The sequence below is a fragment of the Rhizobium sp. RHZ02 genome (assembly GCF_014851575.1).
Classification (GTDB): Bacteria; Pseudomonadota; Alphaproteobacteria; order Rhizobiales; family Rhizobiaceae; genus Rhizobium; species Rhizobium altiplani.
Genome location: NZ_JACUZX010000010.1, coordinates 134798 through 160046 on the forward strand (window position 1 = coordinate 134798; position 25249 = coordinate 160046).

The following is a 25249-nucleotide window of genomic DNA, read 5'->3' on the forward strand; positions in this document are numbered from 1 at the left end:
CAAGAGGTTGTTTTTAATGAAGCGTTCACCACAACATATTGTGGATCGGGCTGTGGAGAATGGGGAAAAGAAAGTCGTGCAAGAAATTCAATGGGTTGCGAGCTTTCGTCGTCCCGGAGCGTAAAAAATCTAAGAAAAGTTGCGACCGTGTTGATTTGGTTGCAGCTTTTGCCGGCCAAATGCGACAGCCGATTCGTTCATGTTAATTTCAATCACAATGCGTCGATCGCAATCGTCACCGTTGCGATGCCTATAGGCTGTCCGTTTTCATCATTGATGACGAAACTTGCCTGCGTTTCCAGCAATTGTGTCTGTTCATCGCGCTCGGCCCGATCAATGAATATGTCGTCGGACTGTCTTCCGAATGTTTTCAGGAACTTGTCTTCGTCGCCCTGCCAATAGTCGCTGGTTATCGTGCCCTGGCCGACATTGAGTCCGTGGCGATCGGTCACGAAGAATTCAACGATGGCGCCCTGCGAATCATCCTGCTTGGATTTGAGGTATCGCGACACCGGCTTGTTGAGCAGTTGCCTCACCATCTGCCAACCGCCGGCCAGAACTTCGGACCGATAGGTGTTATCCAGCACCTGGATGTCCATGTCGCTGATTTTGCTGAATTTGGTATTCTGAGCTTCGATCGCCTTCTTGACGATCGCGACATTCACCATCGGCTTGACTGTTGTCTCGACATATTTCCGAACGACGGACACATAGGCCGGCTCCGCCGAAGCGGTCAAATGCGAGAGACAGAGACACAAACCGAAAGCCGCCGCTATCTCGACATAGCCCCAACGCATCATATTCATTCCAAGGTCGCGCCCCGCGACTTAACCTCTAACGCAAGTCCGCAACGCGACAAGGTTGCCGCGCGGGAATTGCTTTGAAGGATAAGGTCAGCGCGGCCGACGCGATAGCGGAATCCGATGGGTTAGTTAAACAAAGATTGGTGCAATTTGAAATTGTCACCAATCTGTTTGGTTGCGCCGCGGATAGCGCTCAGCCGCGGCCGGCCTTGGAGATCGGTTCCTGATAGGTGAACCCCATGTCCCAGGGGAAGTAGATCCAGGTGTCCTGGCTGACTTCCGTAACGAACGTATCGATCGTCGGCACGCCCTGGGGCTTCGCGTAAACGCAGGCGAAGTGTGCCTTGGGCAAGATCGAGCGAACTTCGGAGGCGGTCTTGCCGGTATCGGTAAGATCGTCGATGACCAGGACGGATTCGCCTTGGTCGGCGGTCAGCTCCGGTGCAATGCCCTTCAGGAGCATCATTTCGCCCTGGTTCACGTAGTCGTGGTAGGAGGCGACGCAGACCGTTTCGATCAGCCGGATATTGAGTTCGCGCGAGATGATTGCCGCGGGTACGAGACCGCCGCGCGTGATGCAGACGATCGCCTTGAAATCGCGCTTGAGCCCGGCGAGACGCCAAGCGAGCGCGCGCGCGTCGCGGTGGAACTGGTCCCAGGAAACGGGAAAGGCTTTATCGGGAAGAGACATGGTTTGCTCCGCGGCATGAATGATGACACGCCGTTTGCCGGCGGCCGGACAAGGCATTCCGCGATCGGCCAAACGCAAATCGCGCAGCCGAGACTGCGCGATAGGAGGACCGAAGCCGGAGCTCGTCATCGGTCGCCGCAATTAACGGATTCCGGAGGCAAAACGCAAGCCCCTCGCGATTCTTATCGCGACAGCAGCGTCAAGGCCGTCATTGATTGCAGCAGCGTTCTCGTGGTGCCGCCGAAGATCAACTGCCAGAGACGCGAATGCGTGTAAGCGCCCATGACGAGCAGGTCGATGCTGCTGTCGGAGAGGCGGTTCTCGATGACAGCCGAGGCGGACTTGTCAACGCTTTGCGCAGTTGCCAGAGTTACCTTGACGCCGTGACGGGAAAGAGCCGCAGCAATGTCGGCGCCTGCGACGGCCGCAGACTGAAGTGCATTGTCGACGGGATCGACGGAGAAAATCTCGACTTCGGCGGCCGCCTTCAGGATGGGCAAGGCATCGAACGCCGCACGCGCGGCCTCCCTTGAGCCGTTCCATGCGACGAGGACACGCTTGATCGGTTTCGGCTGGCGCATCACAAAAGGAATCATCAAAACCGGGCGACCGCTTTCGAAGAGATAGTTGTCGATGTCTACGTGACTGTCGGACGGCTTCAACGGATCGGCCTGTGAGGCGATGAGCAAGTCGGCGCTTCGGGCGCTTTCGATCAGCGGCGCCGAGCCGTAGCCGGTGGATGAGGCGAAGCTGCGCCATTCATGGGAAACGCCTTCAGCCTGCGCCTTCCTGCGGAAGATGCGTTCGATTTCGAGCGTTTGCGCGCGCGCCATGTCCTGCAGCGCCTGCACGGCGACGGGGTCGGGTATCTCCATCGGTGCTACGAGCGGCACGACCGCGACGGTTTCCGCATGAAGTCCGATAACGTAGGCATTGGTCTGTGCGGCAATGGCAAACGCAAAATCGGCCACGGCTGTGGCGTTATCGACGGTATCGAGAATGGCAAGTATGGTTTTGTAAGACATCAGCAATTCTCCTTACGCGGATGAAATCGACTAATTTTCAACGAGAATGCGCCGGCGAGGGCGCCGCTTCTTTGATGCATATCAACGGCGAACCGGGATCACCTCGATGCTACGCCTCTGCCGAGCGGTTTTCAGCCACCTCCTTTGATTGGCGGATGGTCTCGATCATAGCGCGCACATCATCTCCCGCTGCATCGACCGCATCCTGTGAGCGTCCGCGGACGACGATTTCCGTTGAGAACGCCTGGCCAATATAGCGGGGATAGGAGCCGATGCTCGTCTCCGGATGAGCTATCTGGATCGCAGCAAGCGGTGTACCGATGTCGCCTTCACCATAAGGGCAGGAGATACCGAGCGAGAGCACTCGCGTGCCGGTCCGCAATGTCGGGATGACCGCGTCGACCATGGCCTGGAAGACCTGCGGCACGCCGGCCATGACATGAACATTGCCGATCACGAACCCGGGCGCGGTCGAGACCGGGTTGGGGATATGGCGCGCCCCTTTGGGCATGCGAGCCATTCTCTTTCTGGCCTCCGTAAATTCGAGCCCGCGGCGCGCGTACATCTCGCCGAGCAGGGTCATTGCGTCAGCATCGTATTCGCAGGGCAGCCCGAACGCTGCGGATACGGCATCGGCGGTGATGTCGTCATGGGTCGGTCCGATACCTCCCGAGGTGAAGATATAATCGTACTTTGCGCGCAACGCATTGAGAGCCTCGACGATGGCATTCTCCTCGTCACCGACGATGCGCACTTCCTTGAGGTCGATGCCGGAAAGCGTCAGCATGTCAGCCAGGTGGCCGATATTCTTGTCCTTGGTGCGGCCGGATAAGAGTTCGTCGCCAATGGCAAGCATGGCGGCGGTGACAATCGTCTCATTGGTCATTGGAAATTTCCGAACATTTGCGTTCCCACATAGGTAGCGCCCTTCGCCTGTCTTGCAAACCGTGTCGCCGCCGCCAACTTGGGAAATGGCTGCAAGCAAGTTTTCGTCTATGACCATTGAACAGTGCGTTCTGCCGCGTGGGGCTATGTTCGACACACACCGCTGCTACAACTCCGCACGTTCACGAATTCAAACGCAATTGATGGAGTTAGATAAATGGCTAAGGTACTCGTGCTCTACTACTCGGCTTACGGCCACATCGAAACCATGGCATACGCCGTCGCCGAAGGCGCAAAGTCGGTCGGCGCGGACGTCACCGTCAAGCGCGTTCCGGAACTGGTTCCTGCTGAGGTTGCCAAGGCGTCGCACTACAAGATGGACCAGTCTGCCCCGATCGCCACGGTCGATGAACTTGCCGATTACGACGCGATCATCGTCGGTGCGGGTACGCGCTTCGGAACCGTTGCTTCGCAGATGCGCAATTTCTGGGATCAGACGGGCGGCCTCTGGTTCGCCGGCAAGCTGGTCGGGAAGGTAGGCTCTGTGTTCACGTCCTCGGCCACGCAGCACGGCGGCCAGGAATCCACCATCCTCGGCTTCATCCCCACTTTCCTGCACCAGGGCATGGTCGTTGCCGGTCTTCCCTATGCTTTCCAGGGCCAGATGGGTGTTGATGAAATCAAGGGCGGTTCGCCCTACGGCGCATCCACCATCACGGATGGCGATGGATCCCGCCAGCCTTCAGCGATCGAGCTTGAGGCAGCCAAGTATCAGGGCGCTCACGTCGCCAAGATCGCTGCAAAGCTCGGCTAAATCAGTCCTCACTAGCAGGCGCGGCCATTGGGTCACGCCTGCTTATACCGGGCAACGAACTTGCCAATTCAGCCGTAGAGGTTGTGCAGCTTTGCTGCGAAGAAAAGAAGCGGTATTCCGACGACCGCAATCGCGATCATGAACGCCGTTCCTGCCCTGAACAATTTGAGACGTCGCGCTCTTGTGCCATCCCAATCGTAAACCATTGCCATACTCCCACAAGACTAGCTTACAACTATGCGCAGCCCCAACCGCGGTCCTTCTGGCGCGTGCATACAAGCACATTCGCAAGAGATTATAAAGGCCAAGGGACGTTGCCGTCGGAAGTCGGTGCCCTCGGGCATGATAGTGCGAGCGACGGGATCGAAGCCACGTGCCCTATAGCAAAGGTCAGGCCAGCCGCACTTGAGTGTTTCACGGTGAGGGACCTCAGTCATCTGTTTTCGCTATGACCTCAAAAAATCTATCTATTTGATGAATGTCAATTTTGTTTCTAGGGTCCTTCCAACATCGATGGTTCTTTCGAGTGAGGACGCGCGAGTGGTTCGGGCGATGAAAGAGCAACCGGTGCCTATCGGAGGATGATCGGCAAAATCTGGAATAACTGCCGCTGTCGGAGCGTTGCTTCGGCGAACGGGTTTCCATTGCCTGCAACTTTCATCTGAAGCGACATCGGCATTTTCCAATCCTGTTGGACGATGCCCTATTCGAACTTTGCCGGGTTTCCCGGCCAGGACATTTGGAGTCGACTATGGAAGTCACGATTGTTGGTGGTGGGATCGGGGGGCTGACGCTTGCTCTGATGCTGCACGAAAAGGGAATCCCATCCCGTGTTTACGAGGCCGCGCCCGAGCTGAAGGCGCTCGGCGTCGGCATCAATCTTCTGCCGCATGCCTCCCGCGAACTATGCCAGCTCGGCCTCGAGGAAGAGCTTGCGAAGGTCGCCATCACGACCCGCGAGTCCGGTTTCTACAACCGCCATGGCCAGCATATCTTCACCGAGCCGACGGGTCGCCATGCCGGCTACGAATGGCCGCAATTCTCCATCCATCGCGGCGACCTGCACATGGTCCTCGTCGAGGCCTTCAAGCAGCGCATCGGCGCTGACCGCCTGATGACCGGCTGGTCCTGCACCGGCTTCGACCAGGACGACAGCGGCGTAACCCTGCATTTCGTCGATCCGCGCGACGGTTCCGCCCGGCCTTCCGTCAAGGCCGAAATGGTTGTCAGTGCCGAGGGAATCCACTCCAGGATCCGCAAGCAGCTCTATCCGAACGAAGGCCCGCCGCGGTATTCCGGCATCAACATGTGGCGCGGCGTCACGCGCTGGAAGCCGTTCTTGACCGGCGCCAGCATGGTGCGCGTCGGCTGGCTTAACACCGCCAAGGTGCTGATCTACCCGATCCGCGACAATATCGACGCCGAAGGCAACCAGCTCATCAATTGGGTCGTCGACATCGAGACCGACAAGTACAAGTCGCAGCGCGACTGGAACAAGCCGGGCCGCCTCGAAGACTTCTTCGACGTCGTCAAGGACTGGAAATTCGACTGGCTCGATTGCCCGGCGATGTTCAAGGCCGCCGATGCGATCCTCGAATATCCAATGGTCGACCAGGACCCGCTGGACCAGTGGACCTTCGGTCGCCTGACGTTGCTCGGCGATGCCGCCCATCCGATGTATCCGCGCGGCGCGAATGGCTCGGCCCAGGCGATCCTCGATTGCCGCGCGCTGACCGACGCGCTCGTCCGTGAAGGCGATCCGATCAAGGCCATGCATGCCTATGAGGCGATCCGCCGCCCGGCAACCGCCAAGGTCGTGCTGACAAATCGCGCCAATCCGCCGGATGCGATCCTGCGCGAAGTCTTCTTGCGCACCGAGGACAAGCCGTTCGATCATATTGACGACGTCATTAGCCGTGAAGATCTCGAGCAGCTCTCCACAAACTATCAGCGCATTGCCGGTTATCATAAGGATAACCTCGCTGTACCGGCCGGCTCCTGACGGACCCGGAGGAAAGACGTCGGTTGGGAGACCTTCATGTCATTGCAGGAAAGTACTTACGCCAAGATGGCGCAAAACCATGGACCCCTTGCGAGGATCAACGCGAAATGGCTGGTCATCGCGGCCGTGATCCTCGCCGTCGCGTGGCTCGCCCTCGTGCCGCTCGTCTTTCTGATCTGGCAGAGCTTCATGACCCCGGCGGCAGGCGATGTGCCTGCCGTCTTCACCCTCGATAATTACACAAAGGCCTTCAGCGACAGCCGCATCCTGCCGCTGTTCCGCAATTCGGTGATTTTCGCGACCGGCACAGCCTGTCTGTCGCTGACGATCGGCACGCTCTTCGCGTGGCTGAACGAGCGAACGAACACACCCTTCAAGATGCTCTTCTATGCGGCTTCGATCGTGCCGCTCGTCATCCCGTCGATCCTCTTCACCGTCTCCTGGATCATGATGGCGAGCCCGCAGATCGGCCTCTTCAATCTTGTCCTGAAAAATACCTTCGGCATCGCCGGACCTGTCTTCAACATTTACTCGATGGGCGGGATGATCTGGGTCGAGGGCCTGCACTATTCGCCGGTCGCCTTCCTGCTGATGTCGGCGGCCTTCCGCGCCATGGACCCGTCGCTCGAGGAATCGGCGCTGATGTCCGGTGCTTCGATCTGGCAGATCCTCTTCCGGATCACGCTGAGGCTTGTCTGGCCGGCGCTGGTCGCAGCCTTCTTCATCATGTTCACGCGCTCGATCGAATCTTTCGAGGTCCCTGCGCTGCTCGGCACGCCTGTCGGCATCGAGGTCTTCACGTCGTCGATCTATGACGCGATCCGCGAATATCCGAGCAATGTCGGCCTCGCTTCGGCCTATGCGATCCTTCTTCTGGTGATTGCCTCCTTCGGCATTTATTTCCAGTCGCGACTGTCGACCAAGGGCAGCAAATATTCGACCGTCACCGGAAAGGGTTTTCGCCCGCGGCCGTTCGATCTTGGCCCGTGGCGCGTTCCTGCCGCCGTCCTGATCGTCGTCTACATGGTGCTGGTGATTATCCTGCCGTTCCTGGTGCTTCTCTGGTCGTCCCTGAACAAATATTACAGCGTGCCCTCCTGGAGCGCGATGCACCGGCTTTCCTTGAATGCCTATGTGACCGTCATCAACTATCCGGCCGTCGGCCAGGCGGTCTGGAACAGTGCGATCCTTGCCTTCAGCGCGGCGACCGGCCTGATGCTGTTGACAGCCGTGATCTCATGGATCGTCATTCGCACCAAGCTGCCGGGCCGCTGGCTGCTCGACAACCTTGCCTCGCTGCCGATGGTCTTCCCCGGTCTCGTGCTCGGCCTGTCGATCATGATTTTCTATCTTTATCTGGATATCGGCGTGTACGGCACGACCTGGATCATCCTGATCGCCTATCTCACCCGCTTCATGCCCTACGGCATCCGCTACAACACAACGTCGATGCTGCAGATCCACAAGGATCTTGAGGAATCCGCCGCCATGAGCGGTGCCTCCTGGGGCCAGAGCTTCTGGCGCATCGTCTTACCGCTCCTGAAGCCAGGCCTGGTGGCGGGCTGGATCTACATCGTAGTCGTCTCGATCCGTGAACTGTCGAGCTCGGTCCTTCTCTACAGCCCCGGCTCTGAGGTGGTCTCGGTGGTGATCTGGGAGCTCTGGCAGAACGGCCAGTATGTCGAACTCTCGGCCTTCGGCGTGATGATGATCCTGGTGTTGTTCACGATCGTCATGCTGGCCCAGTGGGTCGGCAAACGCTTCGGCGTCAAGGAGGCTTGAGGAGAAGCCTCGAGGATTGGCATGGGAGGACAAAATGCCTGAATTCATGAAGAATGTGCAGCGGCTCTGGCGCTGTGGGATGCTATTGGGAACCATTGCTGCGGCCGCCTTGGCCACTGGGGCCCACGCCCAGTCCAGCATCGACCAGATCGCCGGCTATACCGGCGCCGATCGGATGGACAAGCTGGTCGCCGCCGCAAAGCAGGAGGGCGCTCTAACGCTCTACACCGTCACCCCCGTCGAGGATGTGACCGTCATTACCAAGGCATTCGAAGCCAAGTACGGCATACCGGTGACCTTGTGGCGTGGCAGTTCCGAAGACGTCCTGCGGCGTGCCGTCGGCGAGTTGAAGGCCGGACGTCATCATGTTGATGTTATCGAGACGAACGGACCGGAACTCGAGGCGCTTCATCGTGAAAAGCTACTGCAACCGATCCAGTCGCCGCTCTTTGCGGACATCTTTCGGGATGCCGTCCCGCCTCATCACGAGTGGATCGGCAGCCGGCTGAACATCATCACCGCGGCCTACAACACGAATGCAGTCAGCGAAGCGGACCTTCCGAAGACATGGGAGGAACTGCTTGATCCGAAATGGGCCGGCAAGCTCGGCGTCGAGGCCGTTGCCTATGACTGGCTCGCGACGGCCGCCGGAACCTTTCCGTCCAAAGAAAAGGGGATGGAATTCTTCCGCAAGCTATCGCAGACCGATCATCCGGGGCTCTACAACGGCCATCCCCTGCTGACCAATCTCGTTGTTTCCAGCGAGGTGCCGCTCGGCCTGACGGTCTATCTCTACAAGGTCGCGCAAATGGAAAAGGACGGTGCTCCGATCAAGCGGTTCATGATCGGCCCGGCTATTGCCCGCATCAATGGCCTTGGCGTGGCGCGGACAGCGCCCCATCCAAATGCCGCGATCCTGTATCAGGATTTCACCCTCACTGAAGGACAGAAGATCCTGGCGGAGAGACAGTTTACGCCGACCAATATCAAGATCGCGCCGCTGCCTGAAGGCATGCAGGTCAAGGTGATCAATCCGGATGCCGCCCTTGATAACCTGGGCGATTGGCGCGGCGAATTCGAAAAGACGTTCAAGTAATTCCATCGGCGATCAAACCGAATACTCGGGAGGAGAAAATGTTGCGATCGTTTAAAATGACTTCGGCCATCCGCTTGCTTGGCGGAATGGCGCTGCTGGGAGCCGTTGCCACAGGCTCTGCTTATGCGCAGTCGAGCCTTGCTGACCTCGCCAATTACAACGGCCCCGACCGCTTGGAGAAGCTAGCGGAGGCGGCCAAGGCGGAAGGCGAGCTGACGCTCTATACGGCAACGCCGGTCGAGGACGTCGCCGCCATCACCGATGCCTTCACCGCCAAATACGGTATCAAGGTCACCACTTGGCGTGGCAGCTCGGAGGACGTGCTGCGCCGTGCCGTCACCGAGATCAAGGCCGGTCGCTATGATGCCGACATCATCGAGACGAACGGGCCGGAACTCGAGGCCCTGCATCGCGAGAAGGTTTTCGAGCCGGTCAATTCGGCCACCATGGCCGATATCTTCCCGCAGGCCGTCCCTGCCCACAAGGAGTGGGTCGGCAGCCGCCTGAACATCATCACTGCCTCCTACAACACGCAGCTCGTTTCCGACGCCGACGTGCCGAAGAGCTGGGATGATCTGCTCGATCCCAAGTGGTCCGGCAAGATCGGTCTCGAAGCCGAAGCCTATGACTGGCTGGCGACGATCGACAAGAGCTTCCCGAGCGAGCAGCAGGGTCTAGACTTCTTCCAGAAGCTGGCCAAGACCAACGGCATTTCGCTCCGCAAGGGTCATACGCTGCTGACCAACCTTGTCGTCTCCGGCGAAGTGCCGGTGTCGCTGACGAACTACCTCTACAAGGTCGACCAGATGAACAAGGACGGCGCGCCGATCCAGAAGCTGCAGCTCGGTCCCTCCGTCGCCCGCGTCAACGGCCTCGGTGTTGCCAAGACGGCGACGCATCCCGCCGCCGCGCTGCTCTTCCAGGAATTCACGCTGACCGACGGCCAGAAGATTCTCGCCGATCGCGGCTTCACGCCCGCGAATGTTAAGCTGGTGCCGCTGCCGGAAGGTCTGAACGTCCAGGTCGTCGATGGGGCGAAGATGCTGGATCAGCTTGCCAAGTGGCGCGATACCTTCAATGCGACTGTAAAATGAACGGGCAGGGCGCCCCTCGTCCGAACGTGGGGGCGCCAGCCTGATAGAAATTATCGGATCGATGATCCGACCGGCAGGGAATGTGAGGAGAATACCATGCTGAGTGTGCAGGGTCTGAGCACGGAATATGCGGATGGCAAGGGCAAGGTCGTCAAGGCCGCCCAGGACGTGTCCTTCGAGGTGCCGCAGGGCAAGCTCTTTACGCTGCTCGGTCCCTCGGGCTGCGGCAAGACCACGACCCTGCGTTCGATCGCGGGCCTCGAACGTCCCGTCAAGGGCGCGATCACCGTCGATGGCAAGCCGGTCTTCGCCGCCGGCAAGGGCATCTTCGTGGCGCCCAACCATCGCAATTTCGGCATGGTCTTCCAGAGCTACGCCATCTGGCCGCATATGAGCGTCTTCGAGAACGCCGCCTTCCCATTGCACGTCGGCAAGACGAAATTCTCCAAGAAGCAGATCGAGGAGAAAGTCGAACGCGTGCTGAAAGCCGTCGCTCTTGGCGACTACGCCGGCCGCGAAGCGACCAGGCTTTCGGGCGGTCAGCAGCAGCGCCTGGCGCTCGCCCGCGCCCTGATCATGGAGCCGCGCCTGCTGCTTCTCGACGAGCCGCTGTCGAACCTCGACGCCAAGCTGCGCGAGATGATGCGCTTCGAGCTGAAGCGGCTGCAGCGCGAGCTCAACCTGACGACGCTCTATGTCACCCACGATCAGCAGGAGGCCCTGGCGCTGTCGCACCAGATCGCTGTGATGAATGCCGGTCAGGTCGTCCAGCTCGGCACGCCGCGCGAAATCTACGAGGCGCCCGCCGCCCGCTTCGTCGCCGACTTCATCGGCTCCAGCAACTTCCTCGAAGGCAAGGTGCTCGGCCGCGGTCAGGAGAGCGGCAGCTGGGCCGTCGAGACGCCGGCCGGCAAGATCGACGTCAGCGCCGAAGAGGCGCTTGACCTCAAGGACAATCTGACGGTCGCCGTGCGCCCGGAGAACATCCACCTCGTCGAGCCGGGCAACGGCGAGAGCCTTTCCGGCAATGTCCTCGACGGCATCGTCGACAGCAAGGTCTTCCTCGGCGAATGCGTAGACTACATCGTCAATGTCGGCAAGGCGAAGCTTCTGGCGCGCGTCCATCCGAGCGTCAGGACGCCGATCGGCGGGCGGATCCTCGTCAATATCAAGCCCGCGAAAGTCAACGTTATCCTGCGCTGAATGCCAGCGCCTGTTTCCAGTGCCATATCCCAGGACAATGCCATGAGCCGCAAGCAGCTTTCTATCGCCACGACCGACTATGACCATTTCCGCGATCTGCGGCTCGGGACCGTGGTGCCCGAAGGGATCGACCTCACCTGGTCAATTCTCAGCCATCACGAGATCTTTGCCCGCTTCACCTTCAATCGCGAATGGGACGTCAGCGAGCTTTCCTTCGCCAAGTTCATGGCGCAGGTGAGCCGCCCCGACAGCGACATCATCGGCCTGCCGGTCATCTGTTCGCGGCTCTTCCGTTTCAGCTCGTTCTACGTCAACAAGGCGAGCAACATCAAAAGCGTGGCCGACCTCAAGGGCAAGCGCGTCGGCTCGCCGGAATGGGCTCATTCGGCGGCCGTCTACATGCGCGGCTGGATGCATAACGAAGGCGGCGTCAAGCTGCAGGACGTCCACTGGTATCAGGCCGGCGCCAATGCGCCGGGCCGCGAGGAGAAGGTCGATCTTGCCTTGCCGGAAGGCGTGACGCTGACGCGCGTCGCCGACAAGTCGCTGTCGGAGATGCTGGCCTCCGGCGAGATCGACTGTGCCATCATCGCCCGCCCGCCGACCTGCTTCCTCGAAGAGGACCCGCGCGTCGAACGTCTCTTCCCGAACTTCCTGGAGATCGAGGAGGATTATTACCAGGAGAGTGGCGTCTGGCCGATCATGCACATCATCGCCATGAAGAAGCATCTTCTCGACGAAAGCCCCTGGATCGCCCGCAATCTCTACAACGCCTTCGAGGAATCCAAGCGCCGCAGCCTGGAGCGGCTCTTCGATCCGGCGGTTTCGCGCTATCCGCTCGCCTGGCTGCCGACCTATGCGCGGCGCATGCGCGACATCTTCGGCAGCGATCCCTTCCCCTTCGGCATCGAGAAGAACCGCAAGACCTTCGAGCAGATGCTGCTCTACACCCACCAGCAGGGCATCGCGAGCCGCCTGATGACGCCGGACGAGATCTTCCCGGCGGGCATCATGACCAAGGTTGTCGTGTGAGGCTGCCATGAGCGAACTTGCCAGCGATCTCGCCGAACTCGTCACCGCCAATCACATCCTCGCCCGCGAGGACGTGCTCGATGCCTTCGGCCATGTCAGCCTTCGCTCGCCGCAGGCCGACGGCGAATACTTCATCTCCCGCTCGCGCAGCCCCGAGCTGGTCGTGGTCGAGGATCTGCAGCGCTACGATCTCGACTCGAAGCTTCTCGGCGACGACGAGCGACGTGGCTATATCGAACGCGTCATCCATGGCGGCATCTACAAGGCGCGGCCGGACGTCAAGGCTGTCGCGCATTTCCACTCGCCGGCGATTATGCCCTTCTGTGTCGCCGATATCGCCTGGAAACCAGTGACACATCTCGGCGCGACGATCGGTACCGGCGTCGCTCTCTGGGACAGCCAGGCGGAATTCGGCTATACCGACATGCTGGTTTCCACCGCCGATCAGGCAGCATCGCTTGCCCGGGCGCTCGCAAACAGCAATGCCGTCTTCCTGCGCGGTCACGGCGCAGTCGTCGTCGGCGGTTCGTTGCGCGAGCTCGTCATGCGCACGATCCAGCTCTGCCGCAACGGTGATGTGCTGCTGCGATCGCTGCCCTTCGGCGGCGTGACGCCGCTGACGGCGGGTGAAATCGCGCTTTCCGGTGCGAAGAACCTCGAACCGCCGGTGCTCGCCCGCGCCTGGGATTACTGGGCGACGAGGGCCGGACACTGAAGCCACGCGATCTGCGGCTGGCGATTTAGTGATTTGCAAGCCGCGGCTTTCCTGCCAGACTGAAAGCTTGCCGCCGGAATCGCGCCCGGATACCGGGGGATGGCGACCTTCACGGAACGTGGAAGACCAGAGCCCGAGACCGGAAGCGTCTTGCGGTTGTCAGCCCATGGCCGTGGAGGAGATGGCCCCTTGCGAATTCGCCAAATCGAATCCTTTGTCAGCGTCTGCGAAATCGGCAGCATCACGCAGGCCGCCGCCGCGCTGAACATCGTACAGCCGGCGCTCGGCGCACAGATCAACGCACTGGAGCAGGAGCTCGGCGTGCAGTTGCTGGAGCGCGGCCCGCGCGGCACGACGACGACGCCGGCTGGCCAGTATTTCCTCGAAGAGGCCAAGGAAATCCTCGATCGACTGGCCACCGTCCGCCGTACGATCAAGCAGTTCGACCCGGCGCAGGAAGAACACATCTCGATCGGTCTCACCTCCAGCCTCTCGGCGCTGCTCGCCGGTCCGCTGGCACAGGAGTTCGGCCGTCAGAACTGGTCCGCCAAGGTCCAGATCGTCGAGGAGATGAGCCACCTGCTCGGCGAGCGCGTCGCCCGCGGCGATCTCGATTTCGCACTCGCTTTCAATGTCGAGCCGCGCAAGGGTATCAAGCAAACGGCCGTCCTCCGGGAATCCGTCTTCTTCATCACTGGCCGAAAGTCCGAGTTCGGTCAGGAGGGACCGATCAACCTGATCGAGCTTGCCAAAGCGACCTTTGTCATTCCGACCGAGAAGGGCCAAATCATCAATCTCTTGAGACATGCGATGGAATTCTTCCACCTGCCGCTGAAGGTTGCCTACCAGATCGAATCCATGGATGCGATCAAGGGTCTGATCCTCGAAGGCAACGCCTGCGCCGTGCTGCCCTATGGCACCGTGGCGCGCGAAGTGGAAGCGGGCACGCTGATCGCCCGGCGCATAGTCAATCCGCCGCTCGTGCGCACGCTCTATCTGATCCAGCCCTCTGGCCGGCCAAAGCCCGCACATGCCGGCTCGGCGCTGCACATCATCCAGGGCTTCATCAGCCATCTAGCCAAGAACGAGGCCTTCGAGATCGTTGAGCAGGAAGTAGCGCCAGCTGTGTAAGCTATCTTGCGTGCATAACACGAAATGGTGGCTGATTTCGCCCTATGCGAGCTGGGGCTCACCGAATGCGCGGAGACGATCACGCGCTTGCCACGAGGCGGTCAACGCGAGAAAGAGAGCCCTGCTGTCGCGGTCGCAGGGCAGGCGCGCGTGTATATAGGAAACTCTCGGTCGCGGACTTTGTTCCCATTGTCCTGTCCCCCAAAAGCCCGCCAGCACACGCGGGGAACTTGGAAGTTGAAAGTTGCGAAACGAGAGGCAGGAAGAAAATCGCTGTTCCTCCAGGTCAAGCGAGCGACCTCTCTATTGGTTCCCTCACCGAGATCCACCACCGTCGCCGGCCTTCATCCCGACACGCAAGCGCTCGCGGCGGGCAGCACCTTCAGCTTCTTCCCGGCTCGAGATTGGCATCATGAAACCTTTTGATTTTTAAGCCGTTGTCGCGCTTATGTCAGACGCTGAATTAGATCAGAAATCGGTCGACGGCTCCGAGCAGCACAGTGCCGAGAGATCGCGCCAAGAGAAGGCATCGACTGACGAGGGCGCGCTGCCCCCAGAAGTCGTCGAACCCGACCCAGAGCTGACGCCCGAGGAGGCCGAGCGGGCGCGCAAGAGATATTTGCTGACGCGCTTCTGGATCAGCGCGCGCGGTTACTGGGGCCGCGGCGGGGAATGGCTCGCGTGGCCGTGCTCAATTGGGCTGCTCGCCTTAATCGTCACCAATGTCGGCTTCCAGTATGGAATCAATATCTGGAATCGCGCAATCTTTGACGCAATTGAGCAACGCAATGCCCATACCGTATATTTCCTCAGCGCCGTGTTCCTGCCCCTCGCGCTCGGAAGCGTCGCTCTTGTCGTTACACAAGTCTTTCTCCGCATGCTGATCCAGCGCCGCTGGCGTTCCTGGCTAACGACCGCGCTTATCGGGCGCTGGCTCGCCAACGGCCGTTACTATCAGTTGAATCTCATCGGCGGTGACCACAAGAACCCGGAAGCCCGCATTTCCGAGGATTTGCGGATTGCGACCGAGTCACCCGTCGATTTCATCGCTGGTGTCATTTCCGCATTTCTGTCGGCCTCGACCTTCATCGTGGTGCTCTGGACGATCGGCGGGGCCTTGACCCTGACAATTGCAGGTTCGACCGTCACTGTTCCTGGTTTCCTTGTCATTACCGCCGTTTTCTATGCGGCTATCACGTCCAGCTCGATGGCCGTCATCGGCCGCCATTTCGTCCACGTTTCCGAGGTCAAGAATCAGGCGGAAGCCGAATTTCGCTACACGCTGACGCACGTGCGGGAAAATGGCGAAAGTATTGCCTTGCTGGGCGGCGAGGAGGAGGAACGTAGCGACCTCGACAAGACGTTTACCCATGTTCTTCGCCAGTGGGCGCTCCTTTCACGCCAACACATGCGCACAACGCTCGTGTCCCAGGGGTCGAGCCTGCTTGCGCCAGTCGTACCCCTTCTCCTTTGCGCACCAAAGTATCTCGAAGGCAGCATGACGCTTGGACAGGTGATGCAGGCTGCCTCTGCCTTCGCCATCGTTCAGAGCGCGTTTGGATGGCTGGTCGACAACTATCCGCGTCTTGCCGATTGGCACGCCTGCGCTCGGCGCGTCGCTTCGCTGATGATGTCGCTCGACGGCCTGGAGCGCGCCGAACAGAGTGATGCCTTGGGGCGCATCCAGCACGGTGAAACTGAAGGCGATGCGATGCTTAGCCTCAATGATCTCTCGGTGTCGCTTGACGACGGTACCGCCGTCGTCAAGGAGACCCAGGTCACGGTCGAACCAGGCGAGCGGGTCCTCGTGGCCGGAGAGTCCGGTTCGGGCAAGAGCACGCTGGTGCGGGCCATCGCAGGCCTTTGGCCGTGGGGTGACGGCAGCGTCAACTTTCATGGCGACAGACGACTGTTCATGTTGCCGCAGCGGCCTTACATCCCCTCCGGGACGCTTCGCCGGGCGGTTGCCTATCCCGGCGCCGCCGATAGCTGGCCGCTCGATAAGATCAAAGCGGCTCTCGACAAGGTGGGACTCGACTATCTGAACGACAGGATCGAGGAAGAGGCGCCATGGGACCAGACGCTGTCGGGTGGTGAAAAACAGAGGCTCGCGTTTGCGCGCCTCCTGCTACACAGTCCGGATACGATCGTGCTGGATGAGGCAACGTCGGCACTCGATAAGAAAAGCCAGGACAAGATGATGGAGATGATCATCCATGAATTGCCGCAGATCACGATCATAAGCGTAGCGCATCGAGCTGAGCTGGAAGCCTTCCACAGTCGCAAAATTACATTGGAACGGCGGGAGGGCGGCGCAAAGCTTGTCAGTGATATTGATCTTCTCCAGCGCAAGAGAAAGCGGAATTTGCTTTCGCGCCTTGTCGAAAACCGGCACTCCCGGCCGAAAGGCAGTACGACGCCCGGATAGCAAGGGCAGGGATCATTCCAAGATAAGCTCGCTGAGCGGGAACTCGCGTCTGTGACCCGATATGACAAGGATGCCTTGTGGCACCAGTTCAACTTGACGGCATCCCGAAACCTCATTTTGCCGACATGGCCGTTGAGTGCGGCGTGGTGGAGCGGCCAGGTTATCTTCGGTGCAACAAGTTGGCCGAAGCCGTAGATCGCTCAACGCGCAGGCCAACGGCCCGCCCATGCCTGCACTGATCCTTACCGGTTGCCGCATCGACGCTTCGGGAACACTTGGCGGTGAAGCCCGTTACTTCCTCATCCACAATAGGAGGAAATACAATGGATTGGAATCGCGTCGAAGGAAACTGGAAGCAGATGAAAGGCAAGGTCAAGGAGCAGTGGGGCAAGCTTACGAATGACGACCTTGATCAGATCGCCGGTAAGCGCGAACAACTGGAGGGCAAGATCCAGGAGCGCTACGGCATCGAACGCGACCGAGTTCGCCGCGACATCGATGAGTGGTACGGAAACCAGACCTGGCACTAGATTTTAGCGGGCCCCGGGCTTCCGGGCCTTTTCTTTCTGAACTCTCCAGTCTTTGCCAACGCCTCGACCGTTTTCGCCTCGTTTGGCGAGCGCGAGTTGCTGACGGCAATCGACGGTGAAGCCCGGCCATGCCGACCAAGGGCCCAGCCCGATGCGATGACCGTCCGAGAGGGGCTAGGCTGTACCGGACTTCAACGATCTCCGTTATCCGAATTCTGCATACAGCGTCGGCGCGTCTACTCGCGCTACGCCCGCAATCGGTCGGATGTCGGCGTCGCCACGGTGTTCGGCTTCCTCGGCGTGCCTGCTCGTGTTGGTCACGATCCTGTCCTACGGCGTGCTGTTGCGCCCTGATCTCGCCCCCCTTCGCAATCCTTCGATGGCGGGCGTGCTGCAGGCCGTGGTTGGCCGGTGGGGCGACGTCTTCGTCAGCATCGGCCTGCTGATTTCGGTCGCTGGGGCATATCTCACGTGGGTGCTCCTCGCGGCTGCAATCCTCTATTCCGCCTCGAACTACGACACCATGCCGCGCTTTCTTTCCCACGAAAACAAGAACGGCGTTCCTTCGATGGCCCTGTGGCTTACCAAGTCGTCCAGATCTTTCTCGTGTTGACGCTGTTTGCAGAATACGCTTTCCATCTGGCGCTTGAGTTGACGAGCTCGATGATCCTGGTCCCCTATATCCTGGTCGCGGCCTACGGGCTCCACCTGGCCCTGACCGGTGAAACTTACGATCGCGACCCTGAGGGACACACGGGCGATCTTCTGCGGGCATCCATCGCCGTGCTGACGACTGCCACGGCGCTGATCTAGGCTTTCACTGGCTACCGCGATGCAAAAAGCGGATCACAACGTCGTGCCGTTGCCCGGACGAGCACCCAAAGGCTGTGCCTGTCCAGCAGGCCGCACCTGGACTCGCCAAGGACACCGGCGCGTCGCCAGCATGTTGTCTACGGCGTGTGTACATTTAGGATTTACCGGCGTCCGGAATGACAATGGTTGTATTCCTCATTCAGGAAGCTCAGGCCGTGCTCAAAGGTGGCGCATCAACGGATGACCTATGTTAAAAGGTGAGATAGGACATCCGGGAACAGTTCTCACGTTTCGTCCGGAGGACCAATGGACGCTGCTATACTCATGACCGTAGATCATTGTTATCAATCGATCGCCGGGCGCCTGCCGGTTTAATCCACACCCTCAGGCCATGTGCAGCGCCCTACATAAAGTTCGTCCACTCCGGGCGGATTTCTGGATGTACTTGACATAGCGATTTCGATTTGGTGCGAGCGACGGGGATCGAACCCGTATACCTTGCGGTGAGGGATTTTAAGTCCCTTGCGTCTACCAGTTTCGCCACGCTCGCAGTCAATGATCCCAATAACTTAGCGAATCTGATTTGGGAAGCTTTGCACAACGCCTTTTTTGTTGTGCAAACCATGTTCATTTATCGTTCTTTCCTTTGAAGACTTTTAGGCGCCCGAGTTCCTTCTCGACGTGGCGCGTATAGTGCTCTCCCATGCGCCGTGAGCGGTCCCCGAGAGCATCAGCAACGATCCCAGTGTCAAAGCCCTGACGCCTTATGGCAGCCGCGTATGTGACGCGCAGACCATGAAGCGTGCAGCCTTCCCGGATCAAGCCATCCGCCTTCAGTTCGGACAGGTAATCGCTCACAGCCCCCTGCATGCTCTTCTCGTTTTTCCATGGCAGCCCGTCACTGTTTAGGCAGATCCTCGTCGCCTTGACGGCCGCATCGGCGCGGACCGCTTCCACGTCGTCGAGGTGTTCCCGCGTCTCGGGAGCACATGGAAACCAGCTCGCCTCGTTGTTCTTGCGCAGGACAACTGAAAAGGCTTTGCCGGTTTTTGCGTCCGGGAGGTAGTTCCGCCAGGTGAGGGCTGCGCATGTCTGGCCTCGGAAGCCTTGATAGCGGGCAAGGATCAACGGCGTCAGGATGGCGTCGGAAGCGAGCCAGATCGCTGTCTGCACTTCCTCGTCGGTCCATTCGTGGTTGGCGTTTGGATCGGCCGTATGCAGCTTTTCCACGCCCCCGGCAGGATTCTGCACCATCTTCCCGACTTTGACGGCTTCCTTGAAGATGGTCGAAAGGTGGCTCACCAGCTTATCAGCGAACCGTCCCCACTTATCCTTGGCCGCCTTGTTGCGCATCCCATAGACGCTCGGCTGCGTAATGATGGATACCGGGAAGTTATAGACCGGACCTGCGGTCTCGTGCTTGGCCGCCTCAAGGTAGGTGAAGGACTTCTCGTAGTCCTCTTTGCTCGCCTCCGAAAGCTTATCCCACCTCGGGCATTCTTCCTTGAACCACTTGATGATAGCGCCGAGAGTTCCCTCATCGTATGAAGGGCTTCTGTCCCGCGTCTCCGCATGGAGGTGCTTTATTCTGAAATCGTGGCTGGCGATCTGCCGATCGAGCTGCTCGCGCGTTCCTTCGAAGCCCTTGATAAGGGTTTCGCCAGTCGACCGGTAGGAGACATACCATTTCCCCCGGGACTGGCGAATGTTCAGGCCTTTAAGCGGCACCTTTACCACCACTGAAGAAATCCTCGAACTTGACCACCGAGGATTGTTTAACATTCGGGTCGAGAGATGACATCCATTCATCGAGCCTTTGACGAAGATATCTATGGCCCCATGTGGATTGAGTGTATCTTAGCGGGCGGACAGGGCAAAGCTCCTTGAAAAGATCGACGGACAGGCCGCAGTATGCCGCCGCCATTTTCTGGTTCATCGCTGCCGGCCAGTAAGGTAGCGTGTTCTCTGTCACCGGCTCTCTCCCCCCGGGGATATGCCGGCGCGCACTTCATCGACGGTGTCTTCACAAACTCCCGCAAGCCGCTCTATCTCGACGAGAGCAAGTTCAATCCCGCGCTCGACAATTGTGGTAATAGTCGGCTTGTACGGCATACCCAGCCGAACCAGTTCCATTCTCTCCCGAAGGTCGGACGATAGCCGGATGGTGAGGGTTTCTAGCTTTTGCGCCTCGCGTGTCACCGGCTCTCCCCCTCTGCTTTGAGGGAACGAATTGCTTTTGCAGCGCGCTCGCCAGTGATGAACCGCTTTCGAACTCCTGCGGGGCTAACAAAATGCCCAACAATTTCACCGTAGTCATCGGTGACTGGCGACAGGCGTTCTGGAACATGAGTAGTAGGAGACAGATGCTCGATCTCCTTCGCAGCCTCTTCCAGCGCCGCATTGCGGGCGTTGGCTAGCTCGGAGCGGAGGCGGGTGATCTCGTCGGCTGCTTCTGAAAAATCCGAAGGCTGTCGCCAATCGGCTCTCTTTCTAAGCCGTTCCACGATATCGCTCATGGGAAAGCCTCCGCAGCAATTTTTGTATCGCTCTCGCGCATCGGCACCGTGGCCCAATGGAAATGATGGCACACGACGCACACGTAGATGATCGGGTCGTCTACTTTTAGCTTTCCAGCAGCGCGGACTTCTTCGATCGCCGCCTCGGTTTCTGCATGAGAAAAGTAGGCGACCTTGCGAGCGCAGTTGTTGCGGATTTGCCGCCGTCGTTTGGTGGGCGCTGACCATTTGCTCATTCGCCTCTCCCGTTTATGATGGCGGAGCGGGCTTCGAAAGCTGCGTCGACTGCGCGACGCAGGCCAACTGCTGAATATCGATAAGACGCGGACGTGTTGCTCTCATAAGCGAGGATCGCCGCATCGTGGACTTTCATGTATTCGTCCGGCGACAGATCGCTGATCCCCTTCTCATGCGCCCCGCCTTCCGTTGCGTTGTCTTCCACGATCTGCGTGTTTTGGGAGGCAACCGGCTTTGAGTGGTGGACTTGGCGGTCAACGCCTTTTGGCTCGGCTGCGAGGCAGTATTGCTGCCATAGGTCGTTGATCAGCTTGCTGACTTCAGCGAACGGTGTTTTCTCGGTGATGTTGCAGCACCGCATTTCAAGCTCCCACTCGGCCTCGGTTTCCCAGCCTACCGGAGTGGGGAGGGGTGCTCGACGGTTCCAATCGCGGCCGAAATCCCGTTCCTCTCCGGTCTCAAGCATGCAACCGCAGTTGTCGCACTGATACTTGGTGGACTGCCGAGCATCGCCGTACTGCTCTACGTGAGCACTTGCGCCGCAGAACGGGCACGGCTTCAGTTCTTCCTCGCGCTTCATGGCTGTATCCTCGTCAAACCTTGATTGATACGAGCCGTGCAGCGGACGACGGCTTCGGAATAGTCGTAGTCACAGAAGAGGCCCCAGAGCGTGTTCGCCAGTTCGTGAGGGTCGATGCCCTTTGAGGCCCAGTAGTCGCGCTCTGAGCCAAGCTTGCCGCTATGCTGCAGGTCGTGCTCTTCGGGAGAGAGAGGAAGGGCAAAGCGATCTGGCGCTTTCGTGCCTTTTGCTCTGCCGTAGTGACCGTGCCAGGAGTTGGCGAACGAGACGTGGGCGGCCTGCACACCGTAGCGGCCAGTCACCGCGCACGGAAGCTCGTGGATGAACGACAGGTAGTCGCTCCGCTTCTGAGGCCGACGCTTCGGTGGTGGCTCTGGATTGGAATAGGCGATCTTGAAGGCCATCTACAGACCCCTTCCATAGAAGACATCCATAGCCATCTTGTCGATCGAGTTTGACAGGCGGCGGCGCAACTGCGCGTAAAGAACCGGATGGACAACCATAGTATCCGCGCCGATCCGGTAGCATCCCGGATTCATGCGGACTTCGCCTAGACGGTCGAGGATATCGACCATCAAGCGCATGTCGTCCGAAATAGCCTTCTTAGGCGGTACAAGAGCCGCTTCGCTCTCAATGACCTTCATCGCGCCAAATGTAGGCTGCATCACTCTCGTCCATGCAGCGCCCATCATACCGGCATCCTCGCAACGAGCGCAGCAATCCCTCGCATCATGCGCCTTACCGCTCCCTCGCTTCTTGGGCGGGAGTTCATGTCGGATATCTCACGGCGCAACTGGGCGGTTATCTCGTCGCGCTTCGCCAGGTATTGGATGGTGGAGGTTCTGGCGTGTGGATAGCGGATGAGATGTTTGTGGACTGCGTTGCTCATGCTGCACCTGCCTTTGCTTTCGCCATCAGGCGCTCAAGTGGGGAGAGGTGTTGTTCAGGGGCTTTGGAATGGAGTGGCGGCAAGCCGAACTTTTCGAGGTAGGTGCGGGAGTGCTTCGCCCAGACTTTCTTGCCCCAGCTAGTACTGGCGAACTCCCACGGACGAGCAGCGCGCAAAGCCTTCTTTCGAGTAGCCAGATCAGCGTCGGCAGGAAGGTTGCGATGCACCTCGCCAATGACGCTGGATGCGGTTTTCTGCCAATCGATCATGCTGCGCGCTCCTCTGGAACGATGCCGTATTCTCGGGCGATGAAGGCGAGAGCTTCTTGGAGGAAGGCGCCGAACTCGGTCTCGTCCATGGCCTCGAATGAAACGCTGGACGGTATTTTCACCTTGAAGCCACGGAACAGGACTTCTTCTGTAAACCCGGTTTCAAGCTTGATGAGCGAGTGAAATGCCTTGTCTGTCGGTGCGCAGCCGGTCGCCAGTCTCACCTCACGGATGAACGCGAAGTAGAACCTCAGCCGGCTCGGCACTCTCCCGGTGCGCACGTCGATGCGGACGCGCTCACCTTCCTTGATTTCGGCTATGCGCTCTCTGTCGGCTGCCATCTCGCCAACGAGGTTGGAGCCGTAGCGAACAACATAAATCGGGGCGGTTTCTGAGGTTTTCTTGCTCATCTCAGCCCGCCATCAGCAATTCAGCAGCGCCGTCTACCGGCTGCATGTCTGGGTCGTAGATCTTGCGGAGCGCGGTGATGTCTGCGCGAAGCTCGTTCAAGAAGGTGATTACTTCCTTTTCAAGCTCCTCGATGATTTCAGGAACTCGATGGACGCGGACACAGAAGAATTGCATAGCCTCGGGCATGCGCGGGTCGTAGGAGACGAAATCGCACCACTTTCGACCAGTGCAAGCAAGCTGCCATTGAATTTGGGTGGCGTAGTCCGTTGGGACGGCTCGGCCCTTGAGAGTTTTGATGTGCGTATGCGTTTCTGGGCATTTGATTTCAATCAGGCCGTCATCGCCTACAAGGCCGTCAGGCGATGCGCCGCTGTCGGCAATAGTAGGGTGCATGACGAAGCCGATAAGATCGACCTTGGCGACGCGGTTATATTCGTAGGCGGCGCGCGCCCTCGGCTCCATCTCCGTGCCCCAAGCCATTGCCGCGTTAGTGAATCGCTCTGGTGACACGCCAGTCAGGCGTTCGACGAGCAATTCACCGGCATACTTGGCGCGTGAGGCAGCATAGCCCTTCTGCGTCTTGGCAATGATGTCGGCAACGCGAGAGGCGGTCACTTTGCCCTTGCGGATTTCCAGCCATTCTTCCGAGCCCTGAACGATATCATCCATTGTTCTTCTCCTTCAGGAAGGCGATACGGCGGCGCAGAGAGCCAACAACGTCGTTGAACTTGTCCTTTGGGATGTCCGGTAGGGATTCGACGTTCCAGTGCTCGCAGAACTGATCGACTGGCAGTTCGGCCTTCTCGACGAGTTCGCGGATGACCGAGGTTTGAGCCTCGGTGATTGCCTGCGCCTCTGCCGGCGTCTGGTCTGCCTTGCCGCCGTCATCATCTGCAGCCGCTGCAAGGCCTAGAGCGGCTTTGAGCGTATAGCGCTGCAGGTAGGTGACCGTAGAGCCGATCGCCTGGATTGAATTCTTGTTGCCACTGTCATCACGTCCAGCCATCAACGTGTTTTCCTCGCTGTGGCCTTGGCGATGCGAAATGATGCAGGTGACGGCGATCGGCTGGTTAGGCTCTGCCGACGTGCGGTAGCGAACAGAAAGGCCATTTGCAGAGAGAACGGGCCCAATCTGGTTCATGATCGAGGCGAGGTCTTCGTACTGGTAGTTGGTGCGGCCCTTATTGCTGGTGAAGTCCACTTTCCGGGTTTTGATGATAGCCGGCATGTTGGCCTTGGCCGTCGCCATTGCCTCGTCGAATGCCATGCGTGCCTGTGTCGCCTGCCAGCGCTCCTGCAGGTTCATGAGCTGCGTCAGTGTCTCTACATTGGCGCCAGAGGTGACAGCGCGGTCCAGCATGTCCATAGGCGTGATCGGCGCTACGGAGGTCGGAACGTGGTCGATGGTCTTAACGGCGGTAGACATTGATGCTTGCCTCCTGATTGTTGAGATTGATCCGGTGCTGTTCTGGCGCCCCTAGCTGCGTCCACGAGACCCAGACGACGACCACGCACCACATGGTTGCCAAAGCGTGGTTGAGCACGTTCCGCATCCGCTGCCTCTCAGCCTCATGCTTGGCATTGATGGCTGCTACACGGGCTATGGTGTCTGATGCGGAGGTGAGGTCAGAATGGAGGTCACGCATTGCGATTTCCTCCTGTTGCGATAGACCGACGATATCCGGACGCAATCGCCCAAACGGTATGCGGGGATATACCGAAGCGTTTGGCGATCTCCTTATTGGCTATGGTTCGGTGCAAGTCCCTGATGGTTTGGACGACTTCATCAGATATGCGAGAATACCCATTCCGCTCGCCATGATTGGAAGTTCCATGGATCACGCGATCCTGCTGATTTTCGGATGGCGTCGCCCACCGAAGATGCTTTGGATTAACGCAGCCAATATGACCATTGCCGCAAGAATGGGCGGCCTGGTGCGCCATTGAAGGCGCTGGACCGTATATCTTGTCGCAAATATAGCGACAAACGTTATGCCCCTTTTTCTTGATACGGAACACGGGGCGTCTTTTGGCTTTTGTATTGAACGGCCAAATAAGACATTCGTCTCCTTCAAACTGGATAACATGCGCATTTAAGTAGGAGAGTGCTGAAATCTTAGACATAGGCGGCCTCCTGCGAACGTAGATGATCCACAACCTCCTGCCATCCTGCTCTGTCGGCTTCGTCCTTGGCTTTCGCTAGGTGCTCTTCGGCGTGGCGTAGGAGGTGCTGGAGCATGGTGAAGTCTTCGGGCTCGTCGTCCATCACGCGGCCTCATCTTCAAGATTTCGGTAGGCCTGCG

Annotated in this window: 34 protein-coding genes and 1 tRNA gene; 13 read left to right on the forward strand and 22 right to left on the reverse strand. The window is 59.1% G+C overall.

What is annotated here, in order from left to right; genetic code table 11:
* Positions 1-212: 212 nt before the first annotated feature.
* The 4 genes from IB244_RS17035 to IB244_RS17050 form a co-directional block, all read right to left on the reverse strand.
* On the reverse strand, positions 213-800 hold the full coding sequence (locus IB244_RS17035) for a hypothetical protein (RefSeq protein WP_018856986.1): 588 nt from the start codon (positions 798-800) through the stop codon (positions 213-215).
* A 196-nt stretch (positions 801-996) separates the two neighbouring features.
* On the reverse strand, positions 997-1494 hold the full coding sequence (gpt, locus tag IB244_RS17040; RefSeq protein WP_025659992.1) for a xanthine phosphoribosyltransferase: 498 nt from the start codon (positions 1492-1494) through the stop codon (positions 997-999).
* Between the two features lie 182 nt (positions 1495-1676).
* Positions 1677-2519: a universal stress protein gene (locus tag IB244_RS17045; RefSeq protein ID WP_018856984.1), complete on the reverse strand. Its 843-nt coding sequence runs from the start codon at positions 2517-2519 to the stop codon at positions 1677-1679.
* A 109-nt stretch (positions 2520-2628) separates the two neighbouring features.
* Entirely contained in the window at positions 2629-3405 is a 777-nt protein-coding gene (locus IB244_RS17050) for a competence/damage-inducible protein A (RefSeq protein WP_192304858.1), read from the reverse strand.
* 216 nt (positions 3406-3621) lie between these two features.
* Here IB244_RS17050 and wrbA point away from each other — a divergent pair, with 216 nt between their 5' ends.
* Positions 3622-4218 carry an NAD(P)H:quinone oxidoreductase type IV gene (gene wrbA / locus IB244_RS17055; RefSeq protein ID WP_018856982.1) on the forward strand — a complete coding sequence of 199 codons (597 nt, stop codon included), beginning with the start codon at positions 3622-3624 and terminating at the stop codon, positions 4216-4218.
* Between the two features lie 68 nt (positions 4219-4286).
* Here the strand turns inward: wrbA and IB244_RS17060 are convergent, their stop codons facing one another.
* The gene (locus IB244_RS17060; RefSeq protein WP_018856981.1) at positions 4287-4424 is read right to left on the reverse strand and encodes a hypothetical protein; all 138 of its coding nucleotides are present in this window, start codon (positions 4422-4424) and stop codon (positions 4287-4289) included.
* A gap of 545 nt (positions 4425-4969) precedes the next feature.
* On the opposite strand from IB244_RS17060, the gene IB244_RS17065 reads away from it, so the two are divergent.
* From IB244_RS17065 to IB244_RS33125, 12 genes are all read left to right on the forward strand, one after another.
* Positions 4970-6220, forward strand: a complete 1251-nt coding sequence (locus IB244_RS17065; protein WP_018856979.1) for a flavin-dependent oxidoreductase — start codon at positions 4970-4972, stop codon at positions 6218-6220.
* A gap of 36 nt (positions 6221-6256) precedes the next feature.
* Positions 6257-8002 carry an ABC transporter permease gene (locus tag IB244_RS17070; RefSeq protein ID WP_018856978.1) on the forward strand — a complete coding sequence of 582 codons (1746 nt, stop codon included), beginning with the start codon at positions 6257-6259 and terminating at the stop codon, positions 8000-8002.
* A 34-nt stretch (positions 8003-8036) separates the two neighbouring features.
* On the forward strand, positions 8037-9098 hold the full coding sequence (locus IB244_RS17075) for an ABC transporter substrate-binding protein (protein ID WP_192304860.1): 1062 nt from the start codon (positions 8037-8039) through the stop codon (positions 9096-9098).
* Between the two features lie 38 nt (positions 9099-9136).
* A complete protein-coding gene (locus IB244_RS17080) occupies positions 9137-10192 on the forward strand; it encodes an ABC transporter substrate-binding protein (RefSeq protein ID WP_246734430.1) in 1056 nt (351 codons plus the stop codon).
* A 96-nt stretch (positions 10193-10288) separates the two neighbouring features.
* Complete coding sequence (locus IB244_RS17085; RefSeq protein ID WP_018856975.1) at positions 10289-11395, forward strand: ABC transporter ATP-binding protein; 1107 nt, start codon at positions 10289-10291, stop codon at positions 11393-11395.
* Positions 11396-11437: 42 nt separating this feature from the next.
* Entirely contained in the window at positions 11438-12427 is a 990-nt protein-coding gene (locus tag IB244_RS17090; RefSeq protein ID WP_192304862.1) for an ABC transporter substrate-binding protein, read from the forward strand.
* A gap of 7 nt (positions 12428-12434) precedes the next feature.
* Positions 12435-13142 (forward strand): class II aldolase/adducin family protein, encoded by a 708-nt coding sequence (locus IB244_RS17095; RefSeq protein ID WP_192304864.1) that lies wholly within the window; start codon positions 12435-12437, stop codon positions 13140-13142.
* A gap of 189 nt (positions 13143-13331) precedes the next feature.
* Positions 13332-14273: a LysR family transcriptional regulator gene (locus tag IB244_RS17100; protein ID WP_018856972.1), complete on the forward strand. Its 942-nt coding sequence runs from the start codon at positions 13332-13334 to the stop codon at positions 14271-14273.
* Between the two features lie 448 nt (positions 14274-14721).
* Positions 14722-16701 carry an ABC transporter ATP-binding protein/permease gene (locus tag IB244_RS17105; RefSeq protein ID WP_192304866.1) on the forward strand — a complete coding sequence of 660 codons (1980 nt, stop codon included), beginning with the start codon at positions 14722-14724 and terminating at the stop codon, positions 16699-16701.
* A gap of 323 nt (positions 16702-17024) precedes the next feature.
* The gene (locus IB244_RS17110; protein WP_018856970.1) at positions 17025-17231 is read left to right on the forward strand and encodes a CsbD family protein; all 207 of its coding nucleotides are present in this window, start codon (positions 17025-17027) and stop codon (positions 17229-17231) included.
* Between the two features lie 310 nt (positions 17232-17541).
* Positions 17542-17844, forward strand: a complete 303-nt coding sequence (locus IB244_RS33120) for an amino acid permease (protein ID WP_026371761.1) — start codon at positions 17542-17544, stop codon at positions 17842-17844.
* The gene (locus IB244_RS33125) at positions 17838-18044 is read left to right on the forward strand and encodes a hypothetical protein (RefSeq protein ID WP_026371760.1); all 207 of its coding nucleotides are present in this window, start codon (positions 17838-17840) and stop codon (positions 18042-18044) included. Before IB244_RS33120 ends, IB244_RS33125 begins: the two co-directional genes overlap by 7 nt.
* Before the next feature lie 465 nt (positions 18045-18509).
* Here the strand turns inward: IB244_RS33125 and IB244_RS17120 are convergent.
* The 17 genes from IB244_RS17120 to IB244_RS17200 all read right to left on the reverse strand — a co-directional run bounded on the left by IB244_RS17120 (position 18510) and on the right by IB244_RS17200 (position 25212).
* Positions 18510-18594, reverse strand: a tRNA-Leu gene (locus IB244_RS17120).
* A 77-nt stretch (positions 18595-18671) separates the two neighbouring features.
* Positions 18672-19784 carry a site-specific integrase gene (locus IB244_RS17125; RefSeq protein ID WP_192304868.1) on the reverse strand — a complete coding sequence of 371 codons (1113 nt, stop codon included), beginning with the start codon at positions 19782-19784 and terminating at the stop codon, positions 18672-18674.
* Positions 19762-20016 (reverse strand): hypothetical protein, encoded by a 255-nt coding sequence (locus tag IB244_RS17130; RefSeq protein ID WP_192304870.1) that lies wholly within the window; start codon positions 20014-20016, stop codon positions 19762-19764. The genes IB244_RS17125 and IB244_RS17130 overlap by 23 nt, the downstream gene beginning before the upstream one ends.
* Complete coding sequence (locus tag IB244_RS17135; protein WP_192304872.1) at positions 20013-20243, reverse strand: hypothetical protein; 231 nt, start codon at positions 20241-20243, stop codon at positions 20013-20015. The genes IB244_RS17130 and IB244_RS17135 overlap by 4 nt, the downstream gene beginning before the upstream one ends.
* Positions 20240-20560 (reverse strand): hypothetical protein, encoded by a 321-nt coding sequence (locus tag IB244_RS17140; RefSeq protein WP_192304874.1) that lies wholly within the window; start codon positions 20558-20560, stop codon positions 20240-20242. Before IB244_RS17140 ends, IB244_RS17135 begins: the two co-directional genes overlap by 4 nt.
* Entirely contained in the window at positions 20557-20796 is a 240-nt protein-coding gene (locus IB244_RS17145) for a hypothetical protein (protein ID WP_192304876.1), read from the reverse strand. Before IB244_RS17145 ends, IB244_RS17140 begins: the two co-directional genes overlap by 4 nt.
* Positions 20793-21377: a Lar family restriction alleviation protein gene (locus IB244_RS17150; protein ID WP_192304878.1), complete on the reverse strand. Its 585-nt coding sequence runs from the start codon at positions 21375-21377 to the stop codon at positions 20793-20795. The genes IB244_RS17145 and IB244_RS17150 overlap by 4 nt, the downstream gene beginning before the upstream one ends.
* Entirely contained in the window at positions 21374-21781 is a 408-nt protein-coding gene (locus tag IB244_RS17155) for a DUF968 domain-containing protein (RefSeq protein WP_192304880.1), read from the reverse strand. Before IB244_RS17155 ends, IB244_RS17150 begins: the two co-directional genes overlap by 4 nt.
* Positions 21782-22042, reverse strand: a complete 261-nt coding sequence (locus IB244_RS17160) for a hypothetical protein (RefSeq protein WP_192304882.1) — start codon at positions 22040-22042, stop codon at positions 21782-21784.
* A gap of 23 nt (positions 22043-22065) precedes the next feature.
* Positions 22066-22266, reverse strand: a complete 201-nt coding sequence (locus IB244_RS17165) for a hypothetical protein (protein WP_192304884.1) — start codon at positions 22264-22266, stop codon at positions 22066-22068.
* The gene (locus IB244_RS17170) at positions 22263-22535 is read right to left on the reverse strand and encodes a hypothetical protein (protein ID WP_192304886.1); all 273 of its coding nucleotides are present in this window, start codon (positions 22533-22535) and stop codon (positions 22263-22265) included. Before IB244_RS17170 ends, IB244_RS17165 begins: the two co-directional genes overlap by 4 nt.
* Positions 22532-22945: a hypothetical protein gene (locus tag IB244_RS17175; RefSeq protein WP_192304888.1), complete on the reverse strand. Its 414-nt coding sequence runs from the start codon at positions 22943-22945 to the stop codon at positions 22532-22534. Before IB244_RS17175 ends, IB244_RS17170 begins: the two co-directional genes overlap by 4 nt.
* A gap of 1 nt (position 22946) precedes the next feature.
* Entirely contained in the window at positions 22947-23615 is a 669-nt protein-coding gene (locus IB244_RS17180) for a lambda exonuclease family protein (RefSeq protein ID WP_192304889.1), read from the reverse strand.
* Entirely contained in the window at positions 23608-24372 is a 765-nt protein-coding gene (locus tag IB244_RS17185) for an ERF family protein (RefSeq protein ID WP_210334283.1), read from the reverse strand. Before IB244_RS17185 ends, IB244_RS17180 begins: the two co-directional genes overlap by 8 nt.
* Entirely contained in the window at positions 24356-24592 is a 237-nt protein-coding gene (locus tag IB244_RS17190) for a hypothetical protein (RefSeq protein WP_192304891.1), read from the reverse strand. Before IB244_RS17190 ends, IB244_RS17185 begins: the two co-directional genes overlap by 17 nt.
* Positions 24585-25070 carry a transposase family protein gene (locus IB244_RS17195; protein ID WP_192304893.1) on the reverse strand — a complete coding sequence of 162 codons (486 nt, stop codon included), beginning with the start codon at positions 25068-25070 and terminating at the stop codon, positions 24585-24587. The genes IB244_RS17190 and IB244_RS17195 overlap by 8 nt, the downstream gene beginning before the upstream one ends.
* Positions 25063-25212, reverse strand: a complete 150-nt coding sequence (locus IB244_RS17200) for a hypothetical protein (protein ID WP_192304895.1) — start codon at positions 25210-25212, stop codon at positions 25063-25065. Before IB244_RS17200 ends, IB244_RS17195 begins: the two co-directional genes overlap by 8 nt.
* Between the last annotated feature and the right edge of the window lie 37 nt (positions 25213-25249).

Coding starts and splice junctions, on each gene's coding strand:
- IB244_RS17035 (WP_018856986.1), bottom strand. CDS start 800: ATGATGCGTTGGGGCTATGTCGAGATAGCGGCGGCTTTCGGTTTGTGT.
- gpt (WP_025659992.1), bottom strand. CDS start 1,494: ATGTCTCTTCCCGATAAAGCCTTTCCCGTTTCCTGGGACCAGTTCCAC.
- IB244_RS17045 (WP_018856984.1), bottom strand. CDS start 2,519: ATGTCTTACAAAACCATACTTGCCATTCTCGATACCGTCGATAACGCC.
- IB244_RS17050 (WP_192304858.1), bottom strand. CDS start 3,405: ATGACCAATGAGACGATTGTCACCGCCGCCATGCTTGCCATTGGCGAC.
- wrbA (WP_018856982.1), top strand. CDS start 3,622: ATGGCTAAGGTACTCGTGCTCTACTACTCGGCTTACGGCCACATCGAA.
- IB244_RS17060 (WP_018856981.1), bottom strand. CDS start 4,424: ATGGTTTACGATTGGGATGGCACAAGAGCGCGACGTCTCAAATTGTTC.
- IB244_RS17065 (WP_018856979.1), top strand. CDS start 4,970: ATGGAAGTCACGATTGTTGGTGGTGGGATCGGGGGGCTGACGCTTGCT.
- IB244_RS17070 (WP_018856978.1), top strand. CDS start 6,257: ATGTCATTGCAGGAAAGTACTTACGCCAAGATGGCGCAAAACCATGGA.
- IB244_RS17075 (WP_192304860.1), top strand. CDS start 8,037: ATGCCTGAATTCATGAAGAATGTGCAGCGGCTCTGGCGCTGTGGGATG.
- IB244_RS17080 (WP_246734430.1), top strand. CDS start 9,137: ATGTTGCGATCGTTTAAAATGACTTCGGCCATCCGCTTGCTTGGCGGA.
- IB244_RS17085 (WP_018856975.1), top strand. CDS start 10,289: ATGCTGAGTGTGCAGGGTCTGAGCACGGAATATGCGGATGGCAAGGGC.
- IB244_RS17090 (WP_192304862.1), top strand. CDS start 11,438: ATGAGCCGCAAGCAGCTTTCTATCGCCACGACCGACTATGACCATTTC.
- IB244_RS17095 (WP_192304864.1), top strand. CDS start 12,435: ATGAGCGAACTTGCCAGCGATCTCGCCGAACTCGTCACCGCCAATCAC.
- IB244_RS17105 (WP_192304866.1), top strand. CDS start 14,722: ATGTCAGACGCTGAATTAGATCAGAAATCGGTCGACGGCTCCGAGCAG.
- IB244_RS17110 (WP_018856970.1), top strand. CDS start 17,025: ATGGATTGGAATCGCGTCGAAGGAAACTGGAAGCAGATGAAAGGCAAG.
- IB244_RS17140 (WP_192304874.1), bottom strand. CDS start 20,560: ATGAGCGATATCGTGGAACGGCTTAGAAAGAGAGCCGATTGGCGACAG.
- IB244_RS17145 (WP_192304876.1), bottom strand. CDS start 20,796: ATGAGCAAATGGTCAGCGCCCACCAAACGACGGCGGCAAATCCGCAAC.
- IB244_RS17150 (WP_192304878.1), bottom strand. CDS start 21,377: ATGAAGCGCGAGGAAGAACTGAAGCCGTGCCCGTTCTGCGGCGCAAGT.
- IB244_RS17155 (WP_192304880.1), bottom strand. CDS start 21,781: ATGGCCTTCAAGATCGCCTATTCCAATCCAGAGCCACCACCGAAGCGT.
- IB244_RS17160 (WP_192304882.1), bottom strand. CDS start 22,042: ATGCAGCCTACATTTGGCGCGATGAAGGTCATTGAGAGCGAAGCGGCT.
- IB244_RS17165 (WP_192304884.1), bottom strand. CDS start 22,266: ATGAGCAACGCAGTCCACAAACATCTCATCCGCTATCCACACGCCAGA.
- IB244_RS17170 (WP_192304886.1), bottom strand. CDS start 22,535: ATGATCGATTGGCAGAAAACCGCATCCAGCGTCATTGGCGAGGTGCAT.
- IB244_RS17175 (WP_192304888.1), bottom strand. CDS start 22,945: ATGAGCAAGAAAACCTCAGAAACCGCCCCGATTTATGTTGTTCGCTAC.
- IB244_RS17180 (WP_192304889.1), bottom strand. CDS start 23,615: ATGGATGATATCGTTCAGGGCTCGGAAGAATGGCTGGAAATCCGCAAG.
- IB244_RS17185 (WP_210334283.1), bottom strand. CDS start 24,372: ATGTCTACCGCCGTTAAGACCATCGACCACGTTCCGACCTCCGTAGCG.
- IB244_RS17190 (WP_192304891.1), bottom strand. CDS start 24,592: ATGCGTGACCTCCATTCTGACCTCACCTCCGCATCAGACACCATAGCC.
- IB244_RS17195 (WP_192304893.1), bottom strand. CDS start 25,070: ATGTCTAAGATTTCAGCACTCTCCTACTTAAATGCGCATGTTATCCAG.
- IB244_RS17200 (WP_192304895.1), bottom strand. CDS start 25,212: ATGGACGACGAGCCCGAAGACTTCACCATGCTCCAGCACCTCCTACGC.